Genomic DNA, 20,407 nt, shown 5'->3' with positions numbered 1-20,407 from the left:
GCCGGACGTCGCGCTCACTGGGCGGACCAGCCGCCGTCGATGACGAGGTTCGCGCCCGTCATCGACGAGGAGTGGGGCCCGCACAGGAACAGGGCGGCGTCGGCGACGGCCTCGACGGAGGTGAACTCCTTGACCGCCTGCTTCTTGAGCAGCACCTTCTCGGCCACCTCGTCCTCGCTCATGCCGTGGCTGGCGGCTTGGTCCTTGATCTGCTGCTCCACCAGCGGGGTCCACACGTAGCCGGGGTTGATGCAGTTGCTCGTCACGCCGTGCGGCGCGCCCTCCAGGGCGGTCACCTTGCTCAGGCCCTCGAGGCCGTGCTTGGCGGAGACGTAGGCGCTCTTGTACTCGCTCGCCCGGAGGCCGTGGGCGCTGGAGATGTTGATGATGCGGCCCCACCCCGCGGAGTACATGTGCGGCAGCGCTGCGCGCGTGAGCAGGAAGGGCGCGGTGAGCATGAGCTTCTGGATGAGCTCCCACTTGGCCACATCGAACTCGTGGAGCGGCTGGACGTGCTGGATGCCTGCGTTGTTCACCAGCACGTCGACCTGCAAGGACAGCTCGGCCAGGGCACCGCTGTCGGAGAGGTCCAGCTCCCACGCCTCGGCGGTGCCGCCATCGGCCTCGATGCGGGCGACCACCTCCGCGAGCTTCTCGCCGTTGATGTCGGCGAGCACCACGTGCGCCCCGGCGCCGGCCAGGGCGGTGGCGATGCCCGAGCCCAATCCACCGGCGCCGCCGGTGACCAGGGCGCGCTTGCCGGTGAGCAGGTGGGTGGTGGCGGAGGAGGTGCGGCTGGGGGAGGTGTTCATGGTCGGGAGTCTACGAACCGAGGTGTGACGGGTGTCGCGTCGGTGAACGTTCGGCAAGGACTTTCCCAACGCGGCTTTGCCTGTTCTTTACCCCCACCGCGCAGCGTCCTGCCCTGAGCCCGCTTCCACGATGCCGCCAGCACACTGTCCGACAGCGTGGGTGAACGGGAGATAACGATTCGGTCAGGGGATCACCAACGGCTGTCGGGGGCCTGTGGACAACGTTCGCCGGGAGCGTCCGCCAGATGCCTACCGTGCCGGATGTACCTGTTGGTCGACCCGGAGATGCCATGCCCCCCACGAGCGTCGAGGTTGATGCCCCCACGGCGGGCGCGTCCCGCAGCCTGCCCCGCGACGACCGCGTCACCGAGCGGGTGTTGGAGGAGCGCGTGCGCGACGTGGTCCGGCGCCGCGAGCTCGACCCGGATGCGGACCCCGCTGCCGTGCGGGAGGTGGTCGCCGAGGTGGTGGAGGCCCACCAGCAGTCGGCGGGTGCGGGGCGCGCGAGCCTCCTGGCCGACGAGGAGGGGGTGCGCCGGCGCCTGGTCGACGCGGTGAGTGGCCTGGGGGAACTGCAGCAGTACCTCGACGACCCGGAGGTCGAGGAGATCTGGGTGAACTCGCGCGTCCGGCGTCAGAATTTTCTCCTCGGGCCCACCGAATGAGCGTTCCTGCGGCACAAAGGTACTCGCAGGGGCGTCGGCTCTGGGTGAGTGACTGAACCTCGGCATTGGCTCTGGCATCCTGGCGGGATGAGGAAGCGGAGGCGCGATGCTGCCCAGTGAAGAGGTCGTTCAGTTCGCCGGCGGTGCCCAGGCAGCGTCGCTGAACTTCTTCGACACCGGCGGAGGTTGTTTGGTCGCGACGCAACAGGTCGACGACCACGTGTACGTCGTGAGTCAGGACTCGTTCGCGGTCGCCCGGTACGACCTAGCTGGCTGGCTGAACGAGATCAACCAGCCCGACCCTGCGAGGATCGAGTGCTTCGACGCCGAAGGGGCCTGGGAGATGCTCCGCCACCTGCGCCAGGACTGCTTCGTCTGGCAGTGCGGGGCCTGCGACGCCTGGATTTTCACATCCACCCAACCACGGATCGGTGTCCTGCAGTGCTCGACCTGCGGCGACGGAGGCGTCGACTTCCGGCATGCTGACCGGCACATCGGGGGCGACCTTTAGCGCCACCACGCAGGGGTGTGGTGGCGGACCCATTTGGGGAGGGTGCCCTACGCTATTGCCATGGCGAACCCCGACGAGCCATTGGCCCCCGACGACCCTCGCCACGGCACATCCAACGGCTACGGGAACCTCGGTTGTCGCTGCGATGAGTGCCGCGCCGCTCACGCGGCGAATCACGCTGCGTACATCAAGCGGCAGCGGGCAGCCGGCCGCATAGTGGGCTCCCACGGCTCCAGCGTGGCCTACGACACAGGTTGTCGCTGTGACATGTGTCGGCTTGCGCACAATGCGCGGTCTGTTGAGAAGAAGCGGCGTGCCCGAGATCGTAAGCGGAACAGTTTCGACTAATCCGCCGAGTCCTCTTGGGAAAACTCGGCCATGACATTGCCGACTAGCTCGGGCACATCGATCGCGTCCGGGGACGGTCGGCGACGGCCTTCGGCGTAGGCAAGGCGTGCGGCAGCAAGGTCGGCCAGCCGAACTGCCTGGATCACAATGACCCGACGAAGCCCTGCAGAGACCTCGCCCCGCTCATGTGCGACCGCAGCCACTCGCGCCAGCGTTTCAGCGCGCCTCGCGATACGGACGTCAGGGTGCTCTCGGTCCTCGCGCATGGCATCTGGCACCAAGGTGAAGCGATGCGCGGCAGGCAAATCCACCAACGTAGAGACCGGAGGGATCTTCTCGTTGAGAATGGCTTGGTACCTCGAGTTGCGGATCGCCTTGACGTACACCGAGTACTCGATGGCGTCCAGACGCGCCCTCTTCTCTGCGGCTGGCACGTGACGGAGCTCATCGACCGGGTACAACTCCATGTCCGCGACCTCAAATGGGTCGAGGATCCTGTAGGCGAGCGTGTCCGATCGCTGGCCGCGGAGGTGCCGCCCGATGCGGGTTCCGAAGTCTTCGGCCGTCTGCCCGACGTAGATGGGCTCGCCGTCGTAGTCATAGAACGCATACACGCCTATGCAGTTGTTCAGCTTCTTCCCGCTTGCCGGGTCCGTTTGCGCCAGCGCGTCCGCGAGTAACTCTCGGAAGCCACGGACGAACGGCGTGGGCATCGACTTCTTGGTTGGTGGCTTCTTGTCCGGCTCGTTGTAGCTAGCCACCCCGCGACTACCCATGAGCCGCCACCTCCTCGCGCGTCGTTGCGAGCTCGCCCCGCACCAAGGGCATGAGGTAATTGTCCGCGAGCCAGGTGACCGCGGGCACCGCGACGGCGTCGCCGAAGCCGAAGAGTGCCTGGTTCGTCCGGGCCGTGGTCAGGTCGTAGTCGCCGGCACCCATGAGCCGCGCGTACTCGCGCGGCGTCATCCAGCGCACCTGCAGGCGGGAATTCCCCAGCCGCACGACGGCCTGCTTGGACGAGCCCCCTCGAGCCGTGCGCAGGCAGCCGGAGACATCGTTGGCTCGCACTTCCCACACGGCGACTCCGTTGCGGGTGCGCCGGTAGGCGGTGCGGTACTTCACGCCGGGGCCTCTGCGGAGGGCGGCTACGCGGTCACGCTGGGTCGGCGAAAGTGATTCTGTGAAGGCCCTAGTCCGATCCTCGTCCCACCACCGATCGTCGCTCAACGGCATGTCTTCAACAAGGTCGCCCAGGCCCTCGGTCAACGGTGCCGGAGGCATCGGAAGAGTCGCTCGGTGTGTGCGAAGGTCCTTGGCCCCGAAGACCCACTGCAGCCAGTCCGGACGGAGCTCGGAGTTGGGCTCGGGCGTGTCGACGGGCGGGTTCGTCGCCCCGACGAGGAACAGCCGCGGGCGGGATTGTGGGACGAAGCGGAGCGCGTCGATGGCCAACACATCTACCGAGTAGCCGAGCTTGTTGAACGCCTTGATGGCCGCGGTCAGGTCGTCGCCACCATGCGAGGAGGCCAACCCGGTGACATTCTCAAGGACGGCGATCTCGGGACGGTCGTCGTCGAGCTCTTCGAGCAGCTTGATGAAGTGCCAGAAGGTGCCTGACTGTGCCCCGGCGAAGCCGGCCCTGCTCCCGGCGAGAGAAAGATCGGTGCACGGGGAGGAAGCCCATGCCAGCGAGGCGTCGCGGGGGAGGTCGTCTGCCTTGACCTTGCCGATGTCGCCTAGGGCGAACGTGTGGTGGTCGTCCGTGTCGCCGAACTGGGCCACGTACATCGCCTTCTTGTCGGGTTCGTAATCGTTGGCCCAGGTCACGCGGAAGCCCGCGGATTCAAGCCCCATGCGTGCGAGCCCGATGCCGGCGAAGAACTCGAGTACCTTCGGTCGCGCAGCACTGATCGGCGTCACTTCTCCCATGCCGACAGCCTAACCAAGACCACCGACAGCGCCTCGCAGCCCCGCCGCGCTAGGCAGCGAAACTTCACGGTCGTCTTCGCCATGTACCCCGGTCTCGGCGCGCTGCAGGTGAACCTGTGACGACCCACCAGACCCAGCCCCTGACCTGCCCGCCGCCCGCGGGCACACCCGGTGCTGCGCGCCGCCCGGTGCAGGCCGGCGCCGCGCCCCGCCACCCCACAGACCCGGTCGCCCCTGCGGCGGCCGAGGGGGGCACCTGCTCCCCGCCCGCCCCCAGCGAGGGGCACGTCGGGGGGACCCCCTCCGGTGCGCACCTGTCACACACCCCAGAGAAGGAGTCTCAGCATGACCACCCTGCAGTCGATCTACGCCCGTCTGGTGACGGTCTACGCGCGCATGGCCGAGGACACCGAGCGCGGCGACGTCCCGGCTGGGTCCTGATCACCATGATGACCGCGGGCATCGTCACCGCCCTGTGGGCGCTGGCCGGTCCGATGCTGAACAACCTGTTCACCTCGGCGGTCTCCGGGGTGCACGGCCCCTGAGACGCACCGGGCCGCGCGAGCGGGGGGCCATCACCGCGGAGTTCGTCCTCACCAGCGTGGTGGCGATCTTCACGGTGATGGCCGTCCTCCAGCTCGCCTTCGCCCTGCACGTCAAGAACTCCCTGACCGCCTTCGCCGTCGAGGGCGCGCGCCACGGCGCCCGGTCCGATGCGGGGCCGGGCGACGGCGTGCAGCGCGCCCGCTACCTCACTGAGCGGGCCTCGGCGGGCCGCGCGGTCAGTGACGTCCGGCAGTCGCGCGACACCGTCGGCGGCCGGTCGGTGGTCGTCGTGGAGGTCACGGCCGACCTCCCGGTGCTGGGTCCGTGGGGCATCGGGGAGGACCTGACCGTTCGCGGCCGCGCGCTCCAGGAGGGCGAGTGAACCGATCATCCGGGCAGTCGCCCGCCACTCCGGCCGGCCCCGAGGACGGTGGCGCCATGGTCGAGTACACCGTCATCGTGGCCTTCGTCCTGGTGCCGATGATCTACCTCATCGTGCTGCTGGCCAGCCTCCAGTCCGCCGCCTTCGCCAGCACCGCCTCGGCGCGGGAGGCCGCCCGGGTGGCCGTGGCGGAGGTGACAGCCGGCCGGCCCGGTCCCGAGTCCTCGGCCCGGGCGGCGGCCGCGATGACGGGCGAGGACTTCGGCCACGACGCCAGTGTGGCCGAGCTGCGCTGCGCCGGCTGCGACGAGCCCACCCCGGAGGGGGCGGTCACGGCCACCACGGAGGTGACGGTGGAGCTCCCCGGTCTCGACCGCATCGGGATCGACGGCCCGTCGGTCCTCACCTTCACCGCCACCCACACTGAGCCCCTCGACACCTACCGGGAGACCCGATGAGGCACAGCCCCAGCAGCGACCAGCCGGCACCCGGGTGTGCGCCCCACGACGAGGGGGTGCGGAGAAGCACCGGGGAGCACGGCGGCATCGGCCTGCTGCTCATGGGCTTCGTCGCCATCCTCACCAGCCTGCTGCTGGTCGGGATCGACACCACCAGTCTGTACCTGGCCCGCATCGAGACCCTGAACGCCGCCGACGCGGCCGCCCGGGGGGCGGCCGACGAGTTCTCCGAGGACGGCTACTACGGCGACCAGGAGACTCTGCTCGACCCCGGCGCGGTCGACCGCGCCGCCCGGGAGTCCCTGGCGCGGCAGGTGCCCTCGTCCCGCATCGAGGCCTGGGAGGTCACCCGGGCCACCCCCACGGGCGACGGGCAGCAGGCGACGGTCCGGGTCACGAGCCGCCCGCGCTTCGCGGTGACCGGGCTCGTGCGTGGTTACGTGCCGGGCGGTGCCACGGTCACCGTGGAGTCGACGGCGCGCGGTGGGAGTGGCCAGGCGCCCTGAGGTCCGCGGTCTGGCGGGTGCCCCTGCCGCGGCTCGACGCCCTCAGCGGCAGTACGGCCGTGGGGGCCGTCGCCAGCGTCCGGGGGGTCCACGGTGGGCTCGACCTCACGGCGGGTCGCACCTCGCTCTCTACGGGGCGCGCGGGTCACCTGCCGTGGACGGTTCCCGCTCTTCGGATGACCTCAGGAGGGTCCGCCTCCCGCCGTGGACGACACAGAGGGCCCCGGTGGACCGCCGCACGTCATCCCGTGGGTGGGTGGCGGTTCCCCGGGAGGCCTCAGAGGATGAACATGCCCCTACCGGGTTGACCCCGGACTCAACGTGAGGAGTAAGAGATGACCACAGCTCTGTCCCGCCGTCAGTTCGCCGGCCTGGCCACCGCCACGGCCACCGGCGCCGCGCTGACCACCGGTGTGACGGCGTCCCAGGCCGCCATCGCCACCGGGCCCAACGCCGAGGCGCTGAAGGCTGCCCTCAAGGGCATGATCAACAGGCCGCTCGTCGGCGCCGTGTGCTCCGTCTCCGGCCGCTACGGCCGCATGGACATCGCTGCTGGCCAGTTCTCCTTGTCCCGCAAGGAGGCCGCTCGCGCCAACGCCCGTGCGCGCGTCTCCTCCATCACCAAGCCGATGGTGGCCGTCGCCGTCTTCCAGCAGATCGAGGCCGGTCGCTGGACGCTGAGGACCACCATCGACGACGTGCTGCCGGGTCTGTGGGCCGGCCGCGGCAAGATCACCGTGGCGCAGTTGATGAACCACACCTCCGGCATGCCGGACCACGTCAACGACGTGCTGCCATACATCCCCAACTTCGGCATCGACGTCATCGAGGACTTCACGAACGACCAGTGGTCGCACGCGAAGATCATCCGTGAGGCCAAGAAGCTGCCGTGGAAGTTCGCGCCGGGCACCGGGTGGTCCTACTCCAACACCGGCTACGTCGTGCTCTCGATGATGCTGGAGAAGGCCACCGGCCAGAAGATCGGCACCCTGCTGCGCAACCGCGTCTTCTCGAAGATGGGCATGAACCAGACGCGCTTGTACAACAGCGCCAAGGTGGAGCGTCCGGAGCTGGAGCTCGAGGACGTCGCGGTCGACGGCCGCCGCAAGGAGCGCCTCGAGAACGTCAACATGAGCATCTTCTCCGGTTCCGGCGGCGCCCAGGCGACCTCGGCCGACATCACCGACTTCTGGGCGGTGCTGCTGCGCCACCAGATGCTCTCCAAGCGCTCCGTGGACCAGATGATCACGCCGGTCGGCGCGGCCAAGCAGGCGAACTACGGCTACGGCGTCATGGTCATCGACGACGTGTTCACCGGTTCCGGTGGCAAGCTCTACGGCCACGACGGAGGCGGCTTCGGCTCCACCGCCATGTCGTTGTCCAACCGCGACGGCTGGCGCCGCATGGCCTACATGATGACCGGTCGCCCGTGGCACCAGGAGGGCCTCGAGCAGCTGCAGGAGGGCCAGTTCAAGGTCATGGACGCCTGCTTCGCGGTGAGCACCAACCGCTCCGGTCGCCCGGCCGGGTACAGCCGCGCGGCTGCCCGTCGCGAGTCCATCCCGTTCCTGGCCCAGAAGCAGTTCCGCGTCGGCTGATCGAACAGCACCACTGCGAGGGCCTCGGCGCTGCGGCGTCGGGGCCCTCGTGGTGTCCGGGCGGCCCCGCCGCGGCCGCCGCGTAGACTGCACGGCTGTGGCTGTCGACTATGCGCAAGAGATCCGTGAGCTCCGCACGACCATGGAGTCGGTGAGGGAGGTCATCGACCTGCCCCGCCTGAAGGAGCAGCTGGCGGACCTGGAGCGGCAGTCCAGCGCCCCCGACCTGTGGGACGACCCGGAGAACGGACAGAAGGTCTCCGCGGCCATGTCCCGCGTCCGCGGCGAGGTGGAGCGGATCGAGTCCATGGACTCCCGCATCGACGACCTCGAGGTGTTGGTCGAGATGGGCACCGAGGAGGGCGACGCGGAGACCCTCGCCGAGGCGTCCCGCGAGCTGACCTCCATCAAGCAGGCGGTCGAGAAGCTCGAGGTGCGCACGCTGCTGTCGGGGGAGTACGACGAGCGCGAGGCCGTGATCACCATCCGCGCCGGGGCGGGCGGTGTCGATGCGGCGGACTTCGCCGAGATGCTGATGCGTATGTACCTGCGCTGGGCGGAGCGCCACGAGTACCCGACCAAGGTGCTGGACACCTCCTACGCGGAGGAGGCGGGGCTGAAGTCGGTCACCTTCGAGGTGAACGTGCCCTACGCCTACGGCAACCTGGTGGTCGAGGGCGGCACCCACCGCTTGGTGCGCATCTCGCCGTACGACAACCAGGGGCGGCGCCAGACCTCCTTCGCCGCGGTGGAGGTGGTGCCCGTCATCGAGCAGACCGACTCCATCGAGATCCCGGAGAACGAGATCAAGGTGGACGTGTTCCGCTCCTCGGGTCCCGGGGGCCAGTCGGTGAACACCACCGACTCGGCCGTGCGTATGACGCACATCCCCACCGGCATCGTGGTCTCGATGCAGAACGAGAAGTCGCAGATCCAGAACCGTGCCGCTGCGCTGCGCGTGCTGCAGTCGCGCCTGCTGCTGCAGCGCAAGGCCGAGGAGGCCGCGGAGCGCAAGGAGCTGGCCGGTGACATCAAGGCCAGCTGGGGCGACCAGATGCGTTCCTATGTGTTGCACCCGTACCAGATGGTCAAGGACCTGCGGACCGGTCATGAGGTCGGCAACACCCAGAACGTGTTCGATGGTGACATCGATGCGTTCATCGAGGCCGGCATCCGCTGGCAGCGGGGTCAGGAGAAGCAGTCCGACTGAGGCCCGGGCAGAACCGCCTGGACGGGCGAGTTTCTTGACCAAGTCTTTACCCGCAGTGGCTCACCCTGAGGTGTGATTCATGCCATGATCGGGGCGATCGGGGCGATCGGGGCGATCGCCCCGGCATGCACACACAGAAGGGGCGTGTACTCCCATGCTCAAGAAGCTCATCTCGGCCACCGTGGTGACCGCCGCCGTCGCCACAGGCCCGGTCGCTGCCTCGGCCGACCTGAAGCTGTACAAGGACGCGAACTACAAGACGTTCCTCGGCAGCCGCAACACCACCGGATGGTGGAACATGTCCGGTGTGGCCAACGACGAGCTCAGCTCGATGAAGAACGAGACGCCTTGGATCGTGGCGTTCCACCATGACGCCAACGAGAGGGGCAAGTGCTGGACGTCGGGCCCGCGGACGTACGACCCCAGCTTCTCGTGGAGGGACAACGACGAGGTGAGCTCATACTCCCTCGGTCGCGGCTGCTGACCGTTCCTTCACCCACGCTGGTGGCGTCGCCCGCGCGGCGGCGCCACCAGCATGTCCAGGAGATCGATCATGATTGATGTGGAGCGGCTCGAGAAGTCGTTCGTCTCCCCGGGGGAGACGGTGCGGGTGTTGGACGGCGTGAGCATGGCGGTGGCTGCCGGGGAATGCGTGGCCCTGACCGGGGCCAGTGGTTCGGGCAAGAGCACCCTGTTGAACATCCTGGGGGGATTGGAGCCTGCGGATGCGGGTAGCGCACTCGTCTCAGGTGTCAACGTGACCGCGGCGTCCGACGCCGCACTTGCCAAGATGCGGCTGGAGAAAGTGGGGCTCGTGTTCCAGGACCACAACCTGGTGCCGGACTTCACGGTGCTGGAGAACATCGAGGTGGTGCTGCGGGCGCGTGGGACCGATGGGCGAAGAGCGCGCCAGCAAGCCATGGACGCCCTGGAACGCGTACACGTGGCAGAGCTTGCGGAGCGCCGCCCCGCGCGCATCTCAGGGGGTCAGGCGCAGCGGGTGGGCATTGCCCGAGCCATCTCTGGGGGCAAGCAGGTCATCTTGGCCGATGAACCGACCGGGTCCCTGGACAGCAGGACCACGCAGGCAGTCTTTGAGCTGCTGGCCAGTCTGGCTCAGGACGGCGCTGCTGTCGTCGTGTGCACGCATGACCTCTCGGTGCGCGATCACGTGTCCCGCGAGTACCACCTTGTGGACGGGAAACTGAGATGAAGGGGTCCGTGTCGACCCTGGTGCCCCTCTTTCTCCGGACGCGTTCGTTCCGACTGGCAATGCTCCCGCTCCTCGTGGCAGCGGCATTGGGCTGGACGTCCTACCTCAGCCTCGAGTCTCGGCACTTGAGTCCCGAGCAACAGGTCGTCTCGGTGCTGGGTGGGAGTGACGGCGAGACCACCATGGCGGCGCCGGTGCCACCTGGCCGATCACCCGCGGACACGGGCAGATTGTTCGACGGCGTTGAGGTCGATGCCGTTCGCTTGCTCGCGTCGCTGGAGGTGCAGACAACTGCAGGCTCGAAGGGCTTGTCGTACTACGAACAGCCCCTACCGAACCCCTCTGTGGCGGGCGACCTCGAACTCGCTTCGGGGCGGTGGCCCACTCGTCCCGGCGAGGTGGCGGTGAGTGAGGCCACCGGGCTGCGTGTTGGAAGCGAGTTGCGGCCCGTCCATGGTGAGTTGAAGCTCACTGTGGTGGGTGTGGTGAGCTCGGTGTGGGCCTCATCGCAGGAGGTGGTCCATGGTGCGCCGGGGACCTGGCGGACTTGGCAGATCTCCCCCGCAGCCGTTGAGCGAGCGGGCATCACGAGCTACCGCGAGGTCTACTGGAGCAGCCCAGATCCGGCTGCGGCGGCATCACGTCTGGACCGGGAGGTGGAGACAGGTGGGCTGGACCCGTCCTACACCGCGGAGGAGATTCGCGCGAAGGCTTCGTCTTTCAGCGCGAAGGCGTGGATGGAGCGGAGGCTCCCGGCCGTGCTGGCGGTGTGGCTTGGGGCGCTCATGACCGGAGCCCTGATGCTGCGTGCCCTGCGGCGCACCACCGTCCCCCTGCGACGAGTGGGTCTGCCGACGCGTGACCTGCATCGTGCCGCAGTCCTCGCAGCGCTCTGTGCGGCAACCGCGGTACTGGCCGGGGCGTGGCTGGGGTCACTCGCAGCCACGGCGGCCATGAGGCGATTCCTTCTCGCGGGCGATAGGCCGCTGCCGCCCTTCCAGTGGTGGGGGTCTCCCATCGGGGTCGGTGTTCTGACGGGCCTCGCAGTGGTCGGGCTGCTGACGGCGCTCCCCACAGGGGCCCGTCCGCGTCCAGCGTCACGGCGCGCTCTTCCTCCGCGCGTGATGGCGGTCGCAGGTGCCGTGCTATGTGTGCTGGCCATCGTGGGAGCATTTCAGGGCAGGGGGTACACCGCCATCCTGCTGACGATGCTCGCGAGTTGCTTGGGCACTGCTCTCATCGCTGGAGCAGCCATGAGTCTGTTGCCGAGCCACGGTGCGGTGGGGCCCGGCCTGCTGGCTCGCCGCCTGGTGAATCGCCAAGCCGGCGGTCTGACCGGACTGGTGGTTGTGGTGGCCCTTCTCAGCAGCATTGTCGGATCCACCTTCGCGGTGGCAGCCGGTCTGACCGCGCACCTCAACGCCAGCTCCTCCACCGGTATGCCGCCGGGGCTTGTCGCGTTCAAAGGGACGGCCCCGGGACAACCGCCGGACGGTGAACTCCACGCCCAGTTTCAGCAGGACATGGGGTTGGGGGACCCAGTGGTGGTCTGGTACGCCGACCAGCCGACGGAAGATGGCGACTACGAGTCGTGGTGGGCTGTTCGCGACGTGGCAGATGCCGAGGCCATCTTCGGCGAGCTCACCGGCGAGCAGGAACATGCGTTGGCGTCACCCCGCGGGCTGCCGTTGACCACTGAGCCAGGCGGAACCGAGACAGCACTCGTTGTGCATGAGGACCTGAAGTACCTCCAGTCCCTTCGCCGTGGGGAGCCGGGAAGACCTGCACGGGTGGACACCCTGTGGGTGCACTCCGGTCTGACCCCCGCGCAGGACCGGCAGGCGGCTCGTTGGGCCGAGGAGAACTCCGTCAACCCCGTCATGGTGTGGCCCACGAGCGTCACCGACCCCATCCCCATCTCCATGGGTGTTCAACTCTCGGCGACAGCCTTCACTCTTCTGGCTCTGTTGGTGTGCGCAGTCGGCATGCGCGGATTGGTGCGCAGCCTGGTGCCGCTCCTGGCGGGTCTCAAGGCCAGCGGCCTGGGCGCCCGGTGGCTTCGATCGGCCGTGCTGCAGGTGAGTTTGTTGGTGGGTTCCATGGCGACGCTGGGTGGTCTGGCGGGCATCCTCCTGTCGTTGTTCACGATCAACCCGTTGGTGAACAACACGATCGTCGTGGGAAGCCTGCCCTGGGTCGCCCTCGCGCTGGTGGCGGTCGGTGGCCTGCTCGGGTCACTGCTCGGTGGCGCTGCGGCCAGCTGGCGGGTGCGGGCGGGGGAGCGGCGCGCCTGAGCGCTCGCGACCCAGCAAGCGCCGCGGGGCGCGCTCGGGAATCCGGGTGTGCCCCGCGGCGTTGCTCGGGTACGGTGCACCGTCGCCCCACTCGATGGGGGTGCGCCCCGCATCGGAGGGACTCCCGGGCGGGTGACGACGGTCCGCGTGGACGGAAGGAGGAGCGATGGCCACGAAGAAGAAGCAGGCGAAGGACGACCCGCGCAACAAGGTCGTCGCCACCAACCGCAAGGCGCGGCACGACTACATCATCGAGGACACCTACGAGGCCGGGCTCGCGCTCACGGGCACCGAGGTGAAGTCACTGCGGATGGGGCGGGCCTCGTTGGTGGACGGGTATGCCACGGATCGCAACGGTGAGCTCTTCCTGGAGAACGTGCACATCCCGGAGTACCTCAACGGGTCGTGGACCAACCACTCCGCGCGCCGCCAGCGGAAGATGCTGTTGCACCGCCACGAGCTCGACAAGCTCATCGGCAAGTCGAACGAGGCCGGCCACACCATCGTGCCGCTGCGGCTGTACTTCAAGGACGGGCGGGTCAAGGTCGAGATCGCGCTGGCCAAGGGCAAGAAGCAGTACGACAAGCGCCACGCCTTGCGCGAGAAGCAGGACGAGCGGGAGAAGCAGGCGCAGATGAGCCTGCGCTACCAGATGCAGCAGGGCCGCTGAGCGAGCTGCCCGCCCCCGTACCCACCCACCCTGCGCAAACTGCCTTCTCCCCGGCCAGACTGCCCCGCGTGGACGTGGTCGTTTGGACGGGGAGAAGGCAGAACCGGGCCCGTCCCGGGGGGCAGGGACACTGAGGGCACCGGGAATGCACTGGCCAGCGCCGGTGTTGACCAGTACGATGCACGACACCCGCTGCGGCGGGCGCGATCCTTCACAACTGCACAGCGATGACGTGACCCCATGGGGATGATCGGTTTCGACGTCGATCACTGTCCCAGGGGAAGCGGGCCGAGAAGGCAAGGTCATCTCGTAAACGTTCCTTGCAAACCAATAGGTGCCAATTCCAAGCGCACCGACTTCGCCCTCGCCGCCTGAGCGAGCCCGAAGTCTGTCAGCCTGAGCTAGTTTCCGACTCAGTGCCTGGCATCATCTAGGAAACTTGCTGCCCAGCATCGTCGAGGTGCTGGGTGGGACTCTCACTCGACTGGGCCTGTCAGGAGACGTGTGCGTGCGAGTCCTGGGGCCGAGAAAATCCACAGCGCACTGCGCCCGGAGAAGCCCTGGTCGTGTGACGACGGACGCGGGTTCGATTCCCGCCATCTCCACCACCAGTGTCACGTCATCGCCCCGCAGTTGCGAAGCGCGAAGGCCGCCCCCGGAGAGATCCGGGGGCGGCCTTCGTCGTGTGCGTGGGGCCGCAGGTGCCTGCTCGGGGCGCCCGTGGCCGATGGGGTCAGTCCTCTTGGCCGATGACGGTCGTCCCCTGCTCCTGGACCGCCTGGCGCATCTCCTCGACGTCCGCCTCGGCGAACACGTGGACCAGCTGCGCCAGGTTCTCCTCCGTGTGGGCACCGGAGTCCAGGTGCAGGAGCATGCCCTGTCGGAAGATGACCGTGGTCGGCACGGAACGCACGCCGCTGGAGGCGTAGACCTCGGGGGCGGAGTCGTGGCTCACGAAGTAGAACTCGGCCTCGTCGGCCATCTGCTCGGCGACCCGCTCGACCACGGTCGTGTAGTGGCCGCAGGTGGAGCAGTGGGCATCGGTGAGGACGACGACCGCGGCCTCGGCGGACGTCACGGCGGACTCGAAGGTGTCATCCGTGAGGGTGGTGACCGGCATGCGGCAACAGTAGCGGACGGATCCGGCGTCATTCCGCGGGCGGGGAGTGATCCCAGCGACGTTCTGGGCTGCAGCGGCCCGGTCGCGGAGTCCCGGGCCGTCGATGCGCCACAATAGGGACATGAGTGCTGTGCCTTCGGCGTCCAATGCCCTGACCATCCGCCTGACCGCGCCCGCCCGGGCGACGACCATCGGGGAGCTGACCAGCGCCGTCGCCGCCGCGGGCGGCATGACGACCGCCCTGGACATCAGCGACTCCACGCCGCAGGCCATGACGATCGACCTCACGGTGGCCGGCACGAGCGCCGACCACAACGAGGAGATTGTCGCGGCGCTGAACGACATCGAGGGCGTGGAGATCGAGCGGATCTCGGACCGCACCTTCCTGGCGCACCTCGGCGGCAAGATCACGGTCGAGCCGAAGATGCCGATCCGCAACCGTGACGACCTCTCGCTGATCTACACCCCGGGTGTCGCGCGGGTCTGCGAGGCCATCGCGAAGAACCCCGAGGACGCCCGGCGTCTGACCATCAAGCGCAACACCGTCGCGGTGGTCACCGACGGCACCGCGGTGCTGGGGCTCGGCAACATCGGCCCGCTGGCCGCCATGCCGGTGATGGAGGGCAAGGCCGCCCTGTTCAAGCGCTTCGCGGACGTGGACGCCTTCCCGATCTGCCTGGACGCCGGCGGCGTCGAGGACATCGTGGCCCACGTGAAGGCGATCGCCCCGGCCTTCGCCGGCATCAACCTCGAGGACATCTCCGCGCCGCGCTGCTTCGAGATCGAGCGTCGCCTGCGTGAGGAGCTCGACATCCCGGTCTTCCACGACGACCAGCACGGCACCGCCATCGTCGCCGTCGCAGCGCTGACCAACGCCCTGCGCGTGGTGGGCAAGAAGCTCGAGGACGTGCAGATCGTGCAGTCCGGGGCGGGTGCGGCCGGCACGGCGATCATGCGCCTGCTGATGAAGGCCGGCGCCCGCCACGTGACGGTGGCGGACGTCAACGGCATCGTGAACCCGGAGCGCGACGACATCAAGAACGGTGACGACGAGCAGCTCAAGTGGATCGCCGACCACACCAACCCCGAGCGTCACCGCGGCACCCTCCAGGACGCGCTGCGGGGGGCCGACGTCTTCATCGGTGTCTCTGCCGGGAATATCCTGACCGGTGACGACATTGCCACCATGAACACTGACGCCGTCGTCTTCGCGATGGCGAACCCCACGCCCGAGGTCGACCCGCAGGAGGCCGCGAAGCACGCGACCGTCGTGGCGACCGGGCGCAGTGACTTCGCCAACCAGATCAACAACGTGCTCGTCTTCCCGGGAGTCTTCCGGGGGCTGCTGGATGCCCGCAGCGAGACGGTCACCGACGACCTCATGCTCGCGGCGGCCCACGCCCTCGCTGACGTGGTGACGCCCGACGAGCTCAACCCGACCTACATCATCCCGAGCGTCTTCCACAAGGACGTCTCCAAGGTGGTGGCCCGGGCCGTCAGCCGCGCCGTCGAGCGTGACGAGCAGGCCCAGGCACCCGGACCCAAGACGGAAGCGATTGCCCTGATGAACATTCCCACGAAGCGCACCGGCTCCCAGCGAGCCGACGCCTGATGCCGAGCAACGGACCCCGCCGAACCGGTAAGAAGCAACGCTGGAGCAGCACCCAGAAGGCATCGGCCAAGCGCGCCCGCATCGCCAAGGAGGACGCGAAGGCGGCGAAGAAGGCCACCAAGAAGAGGATCGAGCGCAACCGCGCGAAGCGTGACGCCGAGGCGACTGAGTGGCGTGAGGGGCGCCGCGCGGCCGTGGGTTCGGGCAGCGACCGTCGCGACGACCGGGGCGGGTTCCAGCGTCGCGACGACCGTGGTGGCTTCCAGCGTCGTGATGACCGGCGTGACGACCGTGGTGGCTTCAAGGGTCGCGATGACCGCCGGGATGACCGGGGTGGGTTCAAGCGTCGTGATGACCGTGGCGGCTTCCAGGGCCGCGACCAGCAGCGCGGGGCCCGCCCGCTGCGCGACCAGCACGCCGAGCGCACGTCGCGCCACAACCCTGCCCGCCCGTGGGAGGACCGCGTCGAGCAGCGCCGCGACGACGGCAGGCAGGAGCCGGTGGCGCCCGAGGCGCGCACCCATCCCCCGGCGCCCGAGACGTCCGCACCGGTGGCGCCGCCCGCCGACGAGGTGGAGAAGGCGGCACCCGGGCAGACCCTCGCCGCCGCCCCGTCGGAGAAGGTCGAGCACCAGGGGCCCACCTTCGCCGAGCTGGGCGTCCCCCAGGTGCTCGTCGAGCGTCTGGCGCGCGACGGCATCAGCACCGCCTTCCCGATCCAGGCGGCGACGCTGCCGGACTCCCTCGCGGGCCGTGACCTGCTGGGCCGCGGCCGCACCGGCTCGGGCAAGACGCTCGCGTTCGGGCTGCCCACCATCGCCCGGTTGGAGGGCGGCAGGGCACAGCGCAACAAGCCGCGCGCCGTCATCCTGACCCCCACCCGCGAGCTCGCGATGCAGGTCTCCGACGCGTTGCAGCCGTTCGCCCACGTGGCCGGCCTGAAGCACAAGCTCGTGGCCGGCGGCCTGCCCTACCCGCCCCAGATCTCCGCCCTGGAGCGGGGTCTGGACATCCTCATCGCGACGCCGGGGCGCCTCATCGACCTCATCGAGAAGGGCGCTGCCGACCTCTCGGCCGTGGAGATCGCCGTCCTGGACGAGGCCGACCACATGGCCGAGATGGGCTTCCTGCCCGAGGTCACCCAGATCATGGACCTCATGCCCTCCGGCGGGCAGCGGATGCTGTTCAGCGCCACCCTGGACAACGGGATCGACCAGCTGGTGGAGAACTACCTGGTGGACCCGGTGACGCACTCCACCGACGACGCCACCGCAGCGGTGACGACGATGGAGCACCGCGCCTTCCTGGTGCACCCGCACCACAAGAAGACGCTCACCAACCAGATCGCCGCCCGTGACGGTCGGACGGTGGTCTTCGTCCGGACCAAGCTGGGCGCCGACCGCGTGGCCGAGCAGCTGCGGGAGTCCGGCGTGTTCGCCGCGGCCCTCCACGGCGGGCTCAACCAGGCCCAGCGCAATCGCGTGCTGGCGGCCTTCAAGGACGGTGGCCTGCCCGTGCTGGTGGCCACCGACGTGGCGGCCCGCGGCATCCACGTGGACGACGTCTCGCTGGTGCTGCAGGTGGACCCGCCCGCGGACCACAAGGACTACCTGCACCGTGCCGGGCGCACCGCTCGTGCCGGTGGCAAGGGTGTGGTGGTCACGCTCGCGCTGCCGCACCAGAAGCGCACCATGCAGCGCCTGCTGGACCAGGCCGGTGTGGACGTCAAGCCCGAGTCCATGGAGCCCGACAGCGACGAGCTGGTGGCCATCACCGGTGCCGACGTGCAGCCGCGTGAGGCCGTGGACGAGTCCCGCATCCGCCGGATGCTGGCGCCGCCGAAGCCCCCGCACCGCGGCGGCCGTGGCGGGCCCGGTGGGCGCGGGCGTTCCGGTGGCCACGGCGGACCGCGTCGCGGTGGGCGCTTCGAGCGTGAGCGTGATGACCGGGGCGGTTACCGCGGCGGGTCCGACCGTGACCGTGGTGACGACCGTCGCGGTGGTTACCGCGGCCAGGGTGGTGACGACCGTCGCGGAGGTTACCGCGGCAATTCGGAGCGTTCCGGTGGGTTCGACCGCCGTTCCGGCGGCGGCAAGGGCTACCGCGGCCAGGGCGGACCCCGCCGTGGGCCGCGCCGCCAGGACGGCTGAGCCCCCGCCACGAAACCCGCCCCGGTGCTGATCTCGCCAGTCGAGCTCAGCACCGGGGCGGGTTTCGGCGTCTCCGGGGCGGCGGGGCAGCCCCAGATCAGCACCGGGGCGGGTTTCGACCGCCCACCCGCGAGGGCACCGGCTGTCGGTGGGCGGCACTAGAATGCTCGCCATGCGTTCCATGAACCGGCTCACCACGAACCCGTCCGCCGCAGGCACCGCCGCGGCCCCCCATCGGGGCGTCGTGATGAGCCAGCCGATGGACCCCAGCATCCCGGACGACCCGGGCGGCCTGTCCGACCCGGGCACCTCCACGGGCCTGCTGGAGCGCACCGAGCGCGAGACCCAGCCCATCGAGCCGGGCGACCACGAGCGGTTCAGCCACTACGTGCGCAAGGAGAAGATCCTCGAGAGCGCCATGACCGGCGAGCCCGTGACCGCGCTGTGCGGCAAGATCTGGGTGCCGGGCCGCAACCCCGACCGTTTCCCGGTGTGCCCGGTGTGCAAGGAGATCCACGAAGGTCTCCGCGACCCGCAGGACGGCGGGGACTCCGGCCAGGGCGACGGCAACTGAGCCCGGCGGCAGATGAGCACCTCCGCCGCCGACCACCTCTCACCCGCCTACCCCTCTCGCGCTGCCTGGGGCACCGCGCCCAAACTCCGTGCCTGGCAGGCCGAGGCCCTGGAGCGCTACCAGGTCTCCGCCGCCGCGGGGGACCGTGACTTCCTGGCCGTCGCCACCCCCGGCGCCGGCAAGACCACCTTCGCGCTGAAGGTGGCCGCGGACCTGCTGGCCGAGGGTGTGGTCACGCAGATCACCGTGGTGGCGCCCACGGAGCACCTGAAGACCCAGTGGGCCGATGCCGCAGGCAGGGTGGGCATCCACCTCGACCCGCGCTTCACCAACAGCCAGCGCGCGCACAGCCGCGACTTCCACGGCATCGCGATGACCTACGCAGGCATCGCCGCCGACCCCAACCTCCACGAGCAGCGCACCCGCGAGGCCCGCACCCTGGTGATCCTGGACGAGATCCACCACGGCGGCGACGCACGCAGCTGGGGTGACGCCATCCGGCAGGCCTTCACCCCTGCCACCCGGCGCCTCTCGCTCACGGGCACGCCGTTCCGCTCGGACTCCAACCCCATCCCGTTCGTCCGTTACGAGGAGGGGGCCGACGGTATCCGCCGCTCCGCCAGCGACTACGCCTACGGGTACGCCAACGCCCTGTCCGATGGGGTCGTCCGCCCCGTGCTGTTCATGGCCTACGGCGGGGCGATGAAGTGGCGCACCAAGGCCGGTGACGAGATGGCCGCGCGCCTGGGCGAGCCGCTCACCAAGGACCTGACCGCACAGGCGTGGCGCACCGCGCTGGACCCGGAGGGGGAGTGGGTGCCCGCCGTGCTCACCGCCGCGGACAAGCGGCTCGCCGAGGTGCGTCGCCACGTGCCCGATGCGGGGGGCCTGGTCATCGCGTCCAACCAGAAGAACGCGCGGGCCTATGCCCGTCACCTGGAGGCGGTGACCGGTGACAAGCCCACCGTCGTGCTCTCGGACGATGCGGGGGCGTCCGCCCGCATCGAGGAGTTCGCCGCCGGCGACTCGCGGTGGATGGTGGCGGTGCGCATGGTGTCCGAGGGGGTGGACGTGCCCCGTCTGTGCGTGGGCGTGTACGCGACCTCCACGCAGACGCCACTGTTCTTCGCCCAGGCCGTCGGGCGCTTCGTGCGCACGCGCAAGCGGGGGGAGACCGCATCGATCTTCCTGCCCTCGGTGACGCCGGTGCTGGCGCTGGCCTCCGAGCTGGAGGCCGAGCGGGACCACGCGCTGGACCGCCCGGGCCCCACGGGGGAGGACGCCATCTGGTCCCCGGAGGAGGACGAGCTGGCGCGTGCCAACCAGTCCGAGCGGCTGTCGGACGAGCTGGGCCCGGGGTACGAGGCGCTGGAGTCCTCGGCGGAGTTCGACCACGTGCTGTTCGACGCCCAGCAGTGGGGCCTGGGCACGGAGCCGGCCAGCGAGGACGAGGCCGAGTACCTGGGGCTCCCGGGGCTGCTGGAGCCCGACCAGATGACCGAGCTGCTGCGTGAACGGCAGGCCAAGCAGGTCTCCCGGGGCAAGAAGTCCGGGGCGGCGGAGGGTGCGCAGCCCATCGCGGCGCACCGCGCCCTGCAGGCCTCCCGCAAGGAGCTGAACAAGCTGGTCAGTGCGTATGCGCAGAAGAAGGGCACGCCTCACGCGAACGTGCACATGGACCTGCGCCGGGCCTGCGGGGGCCCCGCGCTGGAGACGGCCACCCAGGAGCAGGTGACCCAGCGCATCGAGACCATCCGCCGCTGGTTCGTCGGCCGCCGCTGAGGGGGCCCGGGCCGGCAGTAGTGTCGT

At 69.4% G+C, this 20,407-nt stretch carries 19 protein-coding genes and 1 other RNA gene; 16 read left to right on the top strand and 4 right to left on the bottom strand.

Annotated elements, in window-relative coordinates; all coding sequences use genetic code 11:
- Positions 1 to 14: 14 nt before the first annotated feature.
- The gene (locus ACEY2A_RS05475) at positions 15 to 812 is read right to left on the bottom strand and encodes a 3-hydroxybutyrate dehydrogenase (RefSeq protein WP_374929852.1); all 798 of its coding nucleotides are present in this window, start codon (positions 810 to 812) and stop codon (positions 15 to 17) included.
- Positions 813 to 1,102: 290 nt separating this feature from the next.
- Here ACEY2A_RS05475 and ACEY2A_RS05470 point away from each other — a divergent pair, with 290 nt between their 5' ends.
- The gene (locus tag ACEY2A_RS05470; protein ID WP_374929851.1) at positions 1,103 to 1,477 is read left to right on the top strand and encodes a hypothetical protein; all 375 of its coding nucleotides are present in this window, start codon (positions 1,103 to 1,105) and stop codon (positions 1,475 to 1,477) included.
- A 106-nt stretch (positions 1,478 to 1,583) separates the two neighbouring features.
- The gene (locus ACEY2A_RS05465; protein ID WP_374929850.1) at positions 1,584 to 1,988 is read left to right on the top strand and encodes a hypothetical protein; all 405 of its coding nucleotides are present in this window, start codon (positions 1,584 to 1,586) and stop codon (positions 1,986 to 1,988) included.
- A gap of 344 nt (positions 1,989 to 2,332) precedes the next feature.
- Here the strand turns inward: ACEY2A_RS05465 and ACEY2A_RS05460 are convergent, their stop codons facing one another.
- On the bottom strand, positions 2,333 to 3,097 hold the full coding sequence (locus tag ACEY2A_RS05460; protein ID WP_374929849.1) for a GIY-YIG nuclease family protein: 765 nt from the start codon (positions 3,095 to 3,097) through the stop codon (positions 2,333 to 2,335).
- A gap of 7 nt (positions 3,098 to 3,104) precedes the next feature.
- The gene (locus tag ACEY2A_RS05455) at positions 3,105 to 4,265 is read right to left on the bottom strand and encodes a DNA cytosine methyltransferase (protein WP_374929848.1); all 1,161 of its coding nucleotides are present in this window, start codon (positions 4,263 to 4,265) and stop codon (positions 3,105 to 3,107) included.
- Positions 4,266 to 4,806: 541 nt separating this feature from the next.
- Between ACEY2A_RS05455 and ACEY2A_RS05450 the strand changes: the two genes are divergently transcribed.
- The 10 genes from ACEY2A_RS05450 (at position 4,807) to ssrA (ending at position 13,750) form a co-directional block, all read left to right on the top strand.
- Entirely contained in the window at positions 4,807 to 5,193 is a 387-nt protein-coding gene (locus ACEY2A_RS05450; RefSeq protein WP_374929974.1) for a TadE/TadG family type IV pilus assembly protein, read from the top strand.
- 56 nt (positions 5,194 to 5,249) lie between these two features.
- Positions 5,250 to 5,651: a hypothetical protein gene (locus ACEY2A_RS05445; RefSeq protein ID WP_374929847.1), complete on the top strand. Its 402-nt coding sequence runs from the start codon at positions 5,250 to 5,252 to the stop codon at positions 5,649 to 5,651.
- Between the two features lie 56 nt (positions 5,652 to 5,707).
- Positions 5,708 to 6,157 carry a pilus assembly protein TadG-related protein gene (locus ACEY2A_RS05440; protein WP_374929846.1) on the top strand — a complete coding sequence of 150 codons (450 nt, stop codon included), beginning with the start codon at positions 5,708 to 5,710 and terminating at the stop codon, positions 6,155 to 6,157.
- A gap of 335 nt (positions 6,158 to 6,492) precedes the next feature.
- Positions 6,493 to 7,755 (top strand): serine hydrolase domain-containing protein, encoded by a 1,263-nt coding sequence (locus ACEY2A_RS05435; protein WP_374929845.1) that lies wholly within the window; start codon positions 6,493 to 6,495, stop codon positions 7,753 to 7,755.
- A 97-nt stretch (positions 7,756 to 7,852) separates the two neighbouring features.
- The gene (gene prfB, locus ACEY2A_RS05430) at positions 7,853 to 8,965 is read left to right on the top strand and encodes a peptide chain release factor 2 (RefSeq protein ID WP_374929844.1); all 1,113 of its coding nucleotides are present in this window, start codon (positions 7,853 to 7,855) and stop codon (positions 8,963 to 8,965) included.
- 154 nt (positions 8,966 to 9,119) lie between these two features.
- The gene (locus tag ACEY2A_RS05425) at positions 9,120 to 9,449 is read left to right on the top strand and encodes a hypothetical protein (protein ID WP_374929843.1); all 330 of its coding nucleotides are present in this window, start codon (positions 9,120 to 9,122) and stop codon (positions 9,447 to 9,449) included.
- 69 nt (positions 9,450 to 9,518) lie between these two features.
- Positions 9,519 to 10,178 (top strand): ABC transporter ATP-binding protein, encoded by a 660-nt coding sequence (locus tag ACEY2A_RS05420; RefSeq protein ID WP_015779033.1) that lies wholly within the window; start codon positions 9,519 to 9,521, stop codon positions 10,176 to 10,178.
- Between the two features lie 8 nt (positions 10,179 to 10,186).
- A complete protein-coding gene (locus ACEY2A_RS05415; RefSeq protein WP_374929842.1) occupies positions 10,187 to 12,472 on the top strand; it encodes a hypothetical protein in 2,286 nt (761 codons plus the stop codon).
- A gap of 166 nt (positions 12,473 to 12,638) precedes the next feature.
- Positions 12,639 to 13,142 carry an SsrA-binding protein SmpB gene (smpB, locus tag ACEY2A_RS05410; protein ID WP_374929841.1) on the top strand — a complete coding sequence of 168 codons (504 nt, stop codon included), beginning with the start codon at positions 12,639 to 12,641 and terminating at the stop codon, positions 13,140 to 13,142.
- A 242-nt stretch (positions 13,143 to 13,384) separates the two neighbouring features.
- Positions 13,385 to 13,750, top strand: a transfer-messenger RNA (tmRNA) gene (gene ssrA / locus ACEY2A_RS05405).
- A 125-nt stretch (positions 13,751 to 13,875) separates the two neighbouring features.
- Here ssrA and ACEY2A_RS05400 read toward each other — a convergent pair.
- Positions 13,876 to 14,262: a co-chaperone YbbN gene (locus tag ACEY2A_RS05400; RefSeq protein WP_015779036.1), complete on the bottom strand. Its 387-nt coding sequence runs from the start codon at positions 14,260 to 14,262 to the stop codon at positions 13,876 to 13,878.
- 121 nt (positions 14,263 to 14,383) lie between these two features.
- Here ACEY2A_RS05400 and ACEY2A_RS05395 point away from each other — a divergent pair, with 121 nt between their 5' ends.
- From ACEY2A_RS05395 to ACEY2A_RS05380, 4 genes are all read left to right on the top strand, one after another.
- Positions 14,384 to 15,874: an NAD-dependent malic enzyme gene (locus ACEY2A_RS05395; protein ID WP_204160592.1), complete on the top strand. Its 1,491-nt coding sequence runs from the start codon at positions 14,384 to 14,386 to the stop codon at positions 15,872 to 15,874.
- Entirely contained in the window at positions 15,874 to 18,024 is a 2,151-nt protein-coding gene (locus ACEY2A_RS05390; protein WP_374929840.1) for a DEAD/DEAH box helicase, read from the top strand. The genes ACEY2A_RS05395 and ACEY2A_RS05390 overlap by 1 nt, the downstream gene beginning before the upstream one ends.
- Positions 18,025 to 18,196: 172 nt before the next feature.
- Complete coding sequence (locus ACEY2A_RS05385; protein WP_374929839.1) at positions 18,197 to 18,598, top strand: DUF3039 domain-containing protein; 402 nt, start codon at positions 18,197 to 18,199, stop codon at positions 18,596 to 18,598.
- A 12-nt stretch (positions 18,599 to 18,610) separates the two neighbouring features.
- Positions 18,611 to 20,380 carry a DEAD/DEAH box helicase gene (locus tag ACEY2A_RS05380; RefSeq protein WP_374929838.1) on the top strand — a complete coding sequence of 590 codons (1,770 nt, stop codon included), beginning with the start codon at positions 18,611 to 18,613 and terminating at the stop codon, positions 20,378 to 20,380.
- The last annotated feature ends 27 nt before the right edge of the window (positions 20,381 to 20,407 follow it).

Source organism: Kytococcus sedentarius, from assembly GCF_041937525.1.
Lineage (GTDB): Bacteria > Actinomycetota > Actinomycetes > Actinomycetales > Dermatophilaceae > Kytococcus > Kytococcus sedentarius_A.
Note: the sequence above shows the minus strand (reverse complement) of the source record. Positions and strands in the feature narration are given on the sequence as shown.

Coding starts and splice junctions, on each gene's coding strand:
- ACEY2A_RS05475 (WP_374929852.1), bottom strand. CDS start 812: ATGAACACCTCCCCCAGCCGCACCTCCTCCGCCACCACCCACCTGCTC.
- ACEY2A_RS05470 (WP_374929851.1), top strand. CDS start 1,103: ATGCCCCCCACGAGCGTCGAGGTTGATGCCCCCACGGCGGGCGCGTCC.
- ACEY2A_RS05465 (WP_374929850.1), top strand. CDS start 1,584: ATGCTGCCCAGTGAAGAGGTCGTTCAGTTCGCCGGCGGTGCCCAGGCA.
- ACEY2A_RS05455 (WP_374929848.1), bottom strand. CDS start 4,265: ATGGGAGAAGTGACGCCGATCAGTGCTGCGCGACCGAAGGTACTCGAG.
- ACEY2A_RS05445 (WP_374929847.1), top strand. CDS start 5,250: ATGGTCGAGTACACCGTCATCGTGGCCTTCGTCCTGGTGCCGATGATC.
- ACEY2A_RS05435 (WP_374929845.1), top strand. CDS start 6,493: ATGACCACAGCTCTGTCCCGCCGTCAGTTCGCCGGCCTGGCCACCGCC.
- ACEY2A_RS05425 (WP_374929843.1), top strand. CDS start 9,120: ATGCTCAAGAAGCTCATCTCGGCCACCGTGGTGACCGCCGCCGTCGCC.
- ACEY2A_RS05420 (WP_015779033.1), top strand. CDS start 9,519: ATGATTGATGTGGAGCGGCTCGAGAAGTCGTTCGTCTCCCCGGGGGAG.
- smpB (WP_374929841.1), top strand. CDS start 12,639: ATGGCCACGAAGAAGAAGCAGGCGAAGGACGACCCGCGCAACAAGGTC.
- ACEY2A_RS05400 (WP_015779036.1), bottom strand. CDS start 14,262: ATGCCGGTCACCACCCTCACGGATGACACCTTCGAGTCCGCCGTGACG.
- ACEY2A_RS05395 (WP_204160592.1), top strand. CDS start 14,384: ATGAGTGCTGTGCCTTCGGCGTCCAATGCCCTGACCATCCGCCTGACC.
- ACEY2A_RS05390 (WP_374929840.1), top strand. CDS start 15,874: ATGCCGAGCAACGGACCCCGCCGAACCGGTAAGAAGCAACGCTGGAGC.
- ACEY2A_RS05385 (WP_374929839.1), top strand. CDS start 18,197: ATGCGTTCCATGAACCGGCTCACCACGAACCCGTCCGCCGCAGGCACC.
- ACEY2A_RS05380 (WP_374929838.1), top strand. CDS start 18,611: ATGAGCACCTCCGCCGCCGACCACCTCTCACCCGCCTACCCCTCTCGC.